Genomic DNA, 8,010 nt, shown 5'->3' with positions numbered 1-8,010 from the left:
TTATAGGGTTTTTAGGTGAATTAGATAGCATTACTCTCATTACTAATCCCCCCTACTTCCCACATACATACGCTCATACGGTTCCCTGACGAGATAGTTTCTGATTTAAGCGATTCTTCAATACCGCTGGCCCGGTAAACTGTTCGAAATATTACTGTTTACCCCCATTCTCCCGGATTAATCTAACCGGGATTATCTCCTTGATAAACCCGGAAAAATATTTTATCCTCCATGTTCCCCGTCAAACCGGGAAAACCTCATGTCTGCCTGCCCTAATGGCATATCTTAATCAATCTGGCAGATACTCATGCCTATATATCAATGTCGAAGGAGTACAGGCTGCTCGGGAACATGTATCTGGTGCTATGAGAGCGAACATCAGTGAGATCAAACAGAGAATCAGACAATATAATCTCATCCCTGATAATAACAGCCAGGTAATTGATCAACTATCAGATACTAGTGAATTTACCCTGCTTTATGAATATCTGACCAGCCTGTCACAGAAAACTCCCCGCCCGTTTATCCTCCTGATCGATGAGATCGATACTCTGGTTGGTGATTCTCTCATATCCGCCTTACGTCAGATTCGTTCAGGTTATGATAAGCGACCCGAATACTTTCCGTCTTCAGTAATTCTCTGCGGAGTCCGTGATATCAGGGACTACCGGATCCATTCAGATTCCGGAAAGAGCGTGATCACCGGGGTAGTGCTTTTAATATCAAGGCTGAATCACTCCATTTGGGTAATCTCTCGCTTGTGGATATCAGAACCCTCTTTCTCCTGTATAATGAAGAGACATGACAACTGTTTGAAGAACCTGTGTTTGAGCAGGTCTGGAATCTCACCTCCGGTCAGCCATGGCTTGTCAATGCCCTTGGATACGAGATCTGTTTCAGGGTGCCAGAAGGCAAAGACCATACACGAACAATAACTTCTGATCCGGTTTATACAGGCAAAGGAGAACCTGATCCTTCGGAGGGAAACCCTCTAGGATCAATTCGCTGATAAACTCAAAGAAGAGATAGTCATACGGGTAATCGAACCAATATTAGCAGGTGATTCATTTGAATCAGGATTTTTATCCCCTGATGTAGAGTATGTTTGAGATCTCGGGTTGATACAGCAGGAACAGAATGGAGAGATATCCATCGCCAACCGAATCTATCAGGAAGTTATCCCCAGAGAACTCTCATGGAATGCTCAGATGGGAATGACGGTGAAACAATCGTGGCATCTCTCTCCTGATAACCGGTTGGATGATGCAGCATTACTGACCGCGTTCCAACAGTTTTTCAGAGAACACCAGGAGATTTGGGTAGATATCTTTTAAAATAAAGAGATTGCACCCCAACTACTTCTGATGGCTTTTCTTCAGCGGGGGGTGAACGGTGGAGGCTGGATAGAAAGGGAGTATGGGCTTGGTAGAGGGAGAGTTGACCTCTATGTTGCATGGCCGGTATCCATGGTTATTTGGCAGAGGATCGTTATTGAGATGAAAATTATCAGAAGTCCCCGGGAAAAGACCATTCAGGACGGCCTTGATCAGGTCTTCAAATATGTTGATCAGAGTAGAACTGATAAGGCTCATCTGATAATCTTTGATCAGACACCGGGGTTTCCTGGGATGAAAAAAAATTCAGGAGAGAGGAAGAATATTCCTGGGCACCAGGCCGGTATTGTTCATTGCCGGTCACGGTATGGGGGATGTAATATCGAAGTATTCTTAAGAATTACATTTCGGTCTTCTCCCGTTAGAGAACCTCAAATCCTTTGGAAAGTCTGGAGGCAAGCGGAGTATTCCCCCAATTGACAGAGTCTGCATACATTTTCATGCAAGATCTACCTTGGGTGTCAAGGGAAGGAGGATCCTCTTCCTCACTGTCTGGTATGTTATTTTGGATTTTGTGAAATTGGATTCCATATTCATCTCCAGGTAATGATGATGATGTAAAAATCAGCCAGACCCTTCTGGTCGCAGATGATAATGAAACACAGAAAAAGGCTCCACATTGGAGTTTGTTGAGAGTGCTTGATGATAGAGGGGTGAATATTATCCACACCAATTCAAATGGCTTCGTATTTCATCGAGAAATGAGTGAGCATCATGTACGACCATATATGCCTGTTCCTGGGTGATCGGAGATAAGAGAGAATAATCTGCCTTTTCACGTAATTCTTCTGCACGGGCTAACATTCGTCCGAATTCACGATCTATAATTCCTGTCTGAATATATTCCTCTCCAAACTTCGCAATTAGTCCGGTATGCGTTTTCACCGCAATTCCTCTCTGGAGGAGAAGAGCAATCACTGCATGAAACATAGAATAATACCTCCGGTTTACCGCATCAGGAAAAAGCCCATTTTTAAAAAGAAACTCTGGAGCAGTCAGACGCTCTAGTGCAGCCTGAATATTTATCTGGATTTCTGATTCATCAGGGCACAAGGGATACTCCTTCCATGGCTATTTGTTGAAACAAGGTGAATGTTTTTTGGCGATTGTAGGTATCAGCACTTACATATTTTACTGATAGATACACACCATATTCCAGCCCGATGTCATATGCAAGATCTATTAATTCCCGTTCTAATTGCCAGTCCTCTTTTTTTCCTACAATTAAAAGATCGATATCTGATTCCTTCGTATCCTCTCCCCGTGCTACCGATCCGAAAAGTATAATGTCCGATATCTTTTCAGAGTACGTGTTTGTGACAATTGCAAGATATTTTTCAATTAATGGAACCACAAATGGTCGATTCGGATGAACCAGGTTAATCTGCACGGTAATTATGATTACTGTGTTACGGATAAATAGGTATTGTTGTTGTAATTATTCATGCTCCGATCCCTTTCACCGCCTCGGCAATCGTATCAGCCTGCAGTTCCTCAAGTTTCAGATACTTTGCTCCCATATCATCTGATATCTTATGAGCAAGCCCGAATGCGATATAACTCTGTTCGGTATCGATCACAATCGAGGAGATCCCAAAATCCCTGATCGCTGCTGCCATTTCAGTAGCATCCTCAAGAGGAGCACCGGACCCCATACTCACATTTGCTTTCCCATCCGAGATTAGGATCAGGCGGGGAATGGTATGGGCATTGATCATCTTCTCACGCTGGAGTACCTCTAATCCTTTGGAGAGACCCGAAGCAAGGGGAGTTTTCCCCCCAACCGGGAGGTTTTGCATACACTTTCTGGCAAGTTCTACACTGGATGTCGGGGGAAGCAGTACCTCTGCTGAGTTCCCCCTGAATACAACAAGTCCTACCCGATCCCGTTTCTGATATGCATCAATGAGCAAGGATAATATCGCTCCTTTCACGGCAGTCATCCGCTGCTGGGCCCCCATACTCCCGCTCGCATCGACCACGAAAAGAACTGTATTACCCATCTTCCGCTCCCTTACTTTCTCCCGAAGATCGGATGTCTCAATCTTCACCGCGAGATCTCCAACCCGGCCCTTCTGATGAGGAGCAGCAGCCCGGATGGTTGCATCCAGGGCAATATCTGCGGTTAATCTATCTGGAATCCGGCTTCTGACATATTTTCCATCCCGTGACTCAGTAACACTTCGCCTGCCGCTTCCATCCCGTTTGAACGAGTCAATCCGCCTGGGTTGGGAGAGTGGTTTCTGGTTCACTTTGAACGGGGATCCCTCGGCAAACTGGGTTGTGGTAGACCCGTCCGGAGTAGTATTCTCCTGGGGCTTTTGATCCTGTTCAGTCTGCTCTTCCTGCTGCTCGGGTTGCTGGTGTTGCTGTTGGGATTTCTGGATCGATTCCTCGATCTTATCCTTATCCATCTGTTGATCTGACAACGGCTGACTTCGCATCCGGTGGGAAAGCACTAGTTCTGCTGCTTCCCGCACATCATCCTCGGTGACTTCAATCCTTCCATTAAATGCAGCGATGGTCTTAGCCGTCTTCATCATGATGATGTCAGCCCGATGCCCATCAACGGCCATATCCATACAGATCTGGGCGATCATGTGAACCATCTCATCAGAGATGGTAACCGATGAAAGCAGCTCCTGAGCCCTGATGATACGATTCCGGAGATCATCCTCTTCATCCCTGAACGCGGCGATAAACTCATGTGGCTTAAGTTCGTAAGCCCTCCGTCTGCGGATCACCTCAACCCGCGTATCGGCATCTGCAATTCCCTGGATCTCAACTGATAATCCGAACCGGTCTAAGAGCTGAGGACGGAGATCCCCCTCTTCCGGATTCATGGTTCCGATCAGAATAAATGAGGACGGATGTTCGTAACTAACCCCTTCACGTTCGATAATATTAACACCCATCGCTGCTGCATCAAGCAGCACATCCACGATGTGATCATTGAGCAGGTTCACTTCATCCACGTACAGAATATTACGGTTTGCTTTTGCAAGGACTCCGGGTTCAAACTTTTTCTCCCCCTTCTGCAAGGCATACTCAAGATCAAGACTTCCGACAACTTTGTCCTCGGTAGCACTGATCGGCAGCTCTACTACCCGCATCCGTGTTTGCGTCGTGAGAAGACGTCCGATGCGATTCTGACAGTCATCACAGAGATTCTTGGGATCAGCAGGATTGCATCCAAAGATGCACCCATCCACAACTTCCCGTTCAGGGAGAAGATGGGCAAGTGCCCGGGCTGCCGTTGATTTCGCAGTACCTTTCTCACCTCTGATCAGAACGCCTCCAATCCTGGGATTGATGGCGTTCAGAAGAAGTGCCTTCTTCATCAGTTCCTGCCCGACTATTGCGGAAAAAGGGTAAATATCGTCAAAATGATGCATCCTGATGACTCCTTAAAAAAATTAGTGAGAATGGGTATGGGAATGGCTGTGCTGATGAGAGTGGCCGGTTTGTGTCTTCTGGATCGATTGATCCACCTTCTGTACATCCATCCGCTGCTCTGAGAATGGTCTCCTCCGCATCCGGTGAGCAAGAACGAGACTCGCAGCTTCACGAACATCCTCTTCAACTACTTCTGTTCTTCCCTGATAGGCAGCAATCGTTGATGCTGTCTTCATCATGGTGATATCAGCCCGGTGTCCGTCAACTCCCATATCGATACAGATCTGGGCGATCACATGCAACATCTCATCTGAGATCGAAACCGTTGGAAGTAACTTTTGTGCACGTACAATCCTGTCGCGAAGTTCCTGTTCCGGTTCAATCCATCGCTGGAGAAACTCTTCCGGATGCTCCTCATATTGTTGACGTCTCCGAATTACTTCCACCCGGGTGTCGGCATCCATGATACCCTCAATATCCACACACAGACCGAATCGGTCCAATAACTGGGGACGGAGTTCTCCCTCTTCCGGATTCATGGTCCCGATGAGAATAAATGAAGCAGGATGCACATAGGAGACCCCTTCCCGTTCGATGAAGTTCATCCCCATGGCCGCTGCATCCAGGAGTACATCAACGATATGATCGTTGAGCAGGTTCACTTCATCAACATACAGGATATTACGGTGTGCCTGGGCCAGGATACCGGGCTCAAACTTCTTTTCTCCTTTCTTGAGAGCGTGCTCGATATCAAGGCTTCCGACAACCTTATCCTCGGTTGCACTGATCGGGAGTTCAACTACCCTCATCCGGGTAATCTTCGTCTTCAGTTCTCCCTTTTTCTGGCAATCAAGGCAGAGTCCTTTCGGATCTTTGGGATCACACCCGAAGATACACTCATCTACTACTTCGCGTTCAGGAAGGAGGTGGGCAAGCGCCCGGGCTGCTGTTGATTTAGCAGTTCCCTTCTCTCCTTTGATGAGTACACCGCCAATACGAGGATTGATTGCATTCAGGAGCAGTGCTTTTTTCATCTGTTCCTGTCCGACTATTGCAGAAAATGGATAAATATCGTCAAAATGATGCATTAATACTCCTTAATTTCCGTCTCGTTATTAATACTAAATTTAATTTTCGTTCTATTAAATTGATCTATTTTTTTTTAAAGAACATAATGTAATAAATTCAGGTAAATGGTAATATCTATATGAGATAGTAGGCTGGTTACTCCGGTTTGGACAGGAATATATAATGTCTTGATATATGGGTGATTTATGAGAATTGTATCAATTATGGGGGGGAATCTAGGGCGGATTCTTCAGCGGGCAGCGAACAAAACAGGAACTGATCTAACTTTTTTTCCTAACCGAATTATTGCTGATAATCCGGACAAAATCCCACAAGCATTAGAAGCAATGAGCAAGGCTGATCTGGTTCTGTTGTATCTGCATTCGGAACCCTTTTGGGAAGAAATAAAACCACGGATCAAAGAGATCGGAACGAAAATCCCATTAGTAGTGATCGGCGATGATCCTTCATACTGGGCATACTCATCGGTTGATCCTGAAATTATCAGATCCTGCCAGAAATATGTCATGTATGGAGGTGAAGAAAATTTCATTCACCTCATAGGATTCATTAAATCACACATATTCTCAGAAAAAATCTCATATAATGAACCTCAAGAGATACCATTCCAAGGTATCTATCATCCGGATGCTCCGTCTCATTTCACCGACATAACTTCATATCAAACTTGGTACCCCCGAACCTCAATGAACAATCCATGGGTAGGAATCCTCTTTTCTCGTCTCTCATGGACCACCCACAATGCTGCCATTGAAGATACACTTATTCGGAGTCTTGAAAATCAGGGACTCAACGTTATTGCAGCATTTTCGCATGGTATCATAGATATGACCGTCGGATCGATCGGGATTGCCGGAGTCATCAAAAAATACTTCATGGACGCAGAAAAATCCCGGATCCATGCAATTGTGAAACTCATTATGACTCCTATTGGTCCTCTCCCGGAAAATGAATTTACTGATATGGGAGTTTCATCCGGAGTAGATCTCTATAAAAAATTGGGCATTCCTGTGTTTCATCCAGTAATATCCACTTATTTTAACATGGATCAATGGGAACAATCAGCAGGTCTTACCAATGATGTTGCCTGGGGAGTGGTCATGCCTGAGTTTGAAGGTGAAATAGAACCAGTATTTATCGGTGCACGTTCCCAGAGTTCATCTGATGAATTTTCATCCCAACCTGCCCCGGATCGGTGTGACCGGATAGCAGAACGGGTGAAAAACTGGATACATCTCGCACAAAAACCAGTACATGAACGAAAAATTGCGTTCATACTCAACAACAATCCATGTGCCAGCGTTGAGGCAAATGTCGGGGCAGCATCACACCTTGACTCCCTAGAAAGTGTCGCCCGGATCCTGCAGTCAATGGCATCAACAGGTTATTCGATAAATCCGCCGGCTGATGGTAAGGAACTTATTACCACGATCATGGATCGTAAAGCAATCTCTGAGTTCAGGTGGACAACAGTTCAGGATATCATTGCAAACGGGGGAACTCTGGCTCTTATGGACATGGAGACCTATCTTCCCTATTTCAGAAATTTACCGCTAAAAGTTCAGGAGAAGGTCAATGCAACCTGGGAGACACCTCCGGGTCTCAGTATGACGTATGAAGGAAAACTTCTCATTACTGGAGTTCAGTATGGGAATGCCACCATCAGTGTTCAGCCAAAACGTGGATGTTATGGAGCACGGTGTGATGGGGAGGTCTGTAAAATCCTCCATGATCCTGACTGCCCACCTCCCCACCAATACTTGGCTACCTATTATTACCTGACGCAGATTTTCGGGGCAGATGTGGTGGTACACGTGGGCACGCATGGGAACATGGAGTTTCTTCCAGGAAAAGGGGTAGGCCTTTCGCAGGAATGTTTCCCTGATGTTGCCATAGGGGCGATACCCCACCTGTATATCTATAATTCAGATAACCCACCGGAAGGAACGATTGCAAAGCGGAGAACATATGCGACACTAATAGATCATATGCAGACGGTGATGATGCAGGGGGGTCTCTATGAAGAACTAGAGGAGATTGATAACCTTCTTTCTCAGTTTGAAACCGCAAAAACGGATTCTGCACGGGCTCATGCTCTTCAGCATCTTATCAGAGATGCAATATCTGCAGC

7 protein-coding genes are annotated in these 8,010 nt (G+C 45.7%); 3 read left to right on the top strand and 4 right to left on the bottom strand.

The window, feature by feature from the left end; genetic code table 11:
* Positions 1–365: 365 nt before the first annotated feature.
* Complete coding sequence (locus tag LUQ50_RS07570) at positions 366–935, top strand: hypothetical protein (RefSeq protein ID WP_300038604.1); 570 nt, start codon at positions 366–368, stop codon at positions 933–935.
* Positions 936–1,118: 183 nt separating this feature from the next.
* Complete coding sequence (locus LUQ50_RS07565; protein WP_300038601.1) at positions 1,119–1,334, top strand: hypothetical protein; 216 nt, start codon at positions 1,119–1,121, stop codon at positions 1,332–1,334.
* 720 nt (positions 1,335–2,054) lie between these two features.
* On the opposite strand, the gene LUQ50_RS07560 is transcribed toward LUQ50_RS07565, so the two are convergent.
* The 4 genes from LUQ50_RS07560 to LUQ50_RS07545 are packed head-to-tail and all read right to left on the bottom strand — an operon-like array spanning position 2,055 to position 5,878.
* On the bottom strand, positions 2,055–2,447 hold the full coding sequence (locus LUQ50_RS07560) for a HEPN domain-containing protein (RefSeq protein ID WP_300038598.1): 393 nt from the start codon (positions 2,445–2,447) through the stop codon (positions 2,055–2,057).
* Positions 2,437–2,784 carry a nucleotidyltransferase domain-containing protein gene (locus tag LUQ50_RS07555; protein ID WP_300038595.1) on the bottom strand — a complete coding sequence of 116 codons (348 nt, stop codon included), beginning with the start codon at positions 2,782–2,784 and terminating at the stop codon, positions 2,437–2,439. The genes LUQ50_RS07560 and LUQ50_RS07555 overlap by 11 nt, the downstream gene beginning before the upstream one ends.
* A 52-nt stretch (positions 2,785–2,836) precedes the next feature.
* Entirely contained in the window at positions 2,837–4,789 is a 1,953-nt protein-coding gene (locus tag LUQ50_RS07550; protein WP_300038592.1) for a putative cobaltochelatase, read from the bottom strand.
* Positions 4,790–4,810: 21 nt separating this feature from the next.
* Entirely contained in the window at positions 4,811–5,878 is a 1,068-nt protein-coding gene (locus LUQ50_RS07545) for an AAA family ATPase (RefSeq protein ID WP_300038589.1), read from the bottom strand.
* A gap of 186 nt (positions 5,879–6,064) precedes the next feature.
* Between LUQ50_RS07545 and LUQ50_RS07540 the strand changes: the two genes are divergently transcribed.
* A partial coding sequence (locus LUQ50_RS07540; protein WP_300038586.1) for a cobaltochelatase subunit CobN occupies positions 6,065–8,010 on the top strand: 1,946 nt, incomplete at its 3' end.

The organism is Methanospirillum sp. (genome assembly GCF_028679455.1).
GTDB lineage: Archaea > Halobacteriota > Methanomicrobia > Methanomicrobiales > Methanospirillaceae > Methanospirillum.
Note: the sequence above shows the minus strand (reverse complement) of the source record. Positions and strands in the feature narration are given on the sequence as shown.

Excerpts from the sequence above, each read along its gene's own strand:
- LUQ50_RS07570 (WP_300038604.1), top strand. The coding sequence starts at position 366 with ATGAGAGCGAACATCAGTGAGATCAAACAGAGAATCAGACAATATAAT.
- LUQ50_RS07550 (WP_300038592.1), bottom strand. The coding sequence starts at position 4,789 with ATGCATCATTTTGACGATATTTACCCTTTTTCCGCAATAGTCGGGCAG.
- LUQ50_RS07545 (WP_300038589.1), bottom strand. The coding sequence starts at position 5,878 with ATGCATCATTTTGACGATATTTATCCATTTTCTGCAATAGTCGGACAG.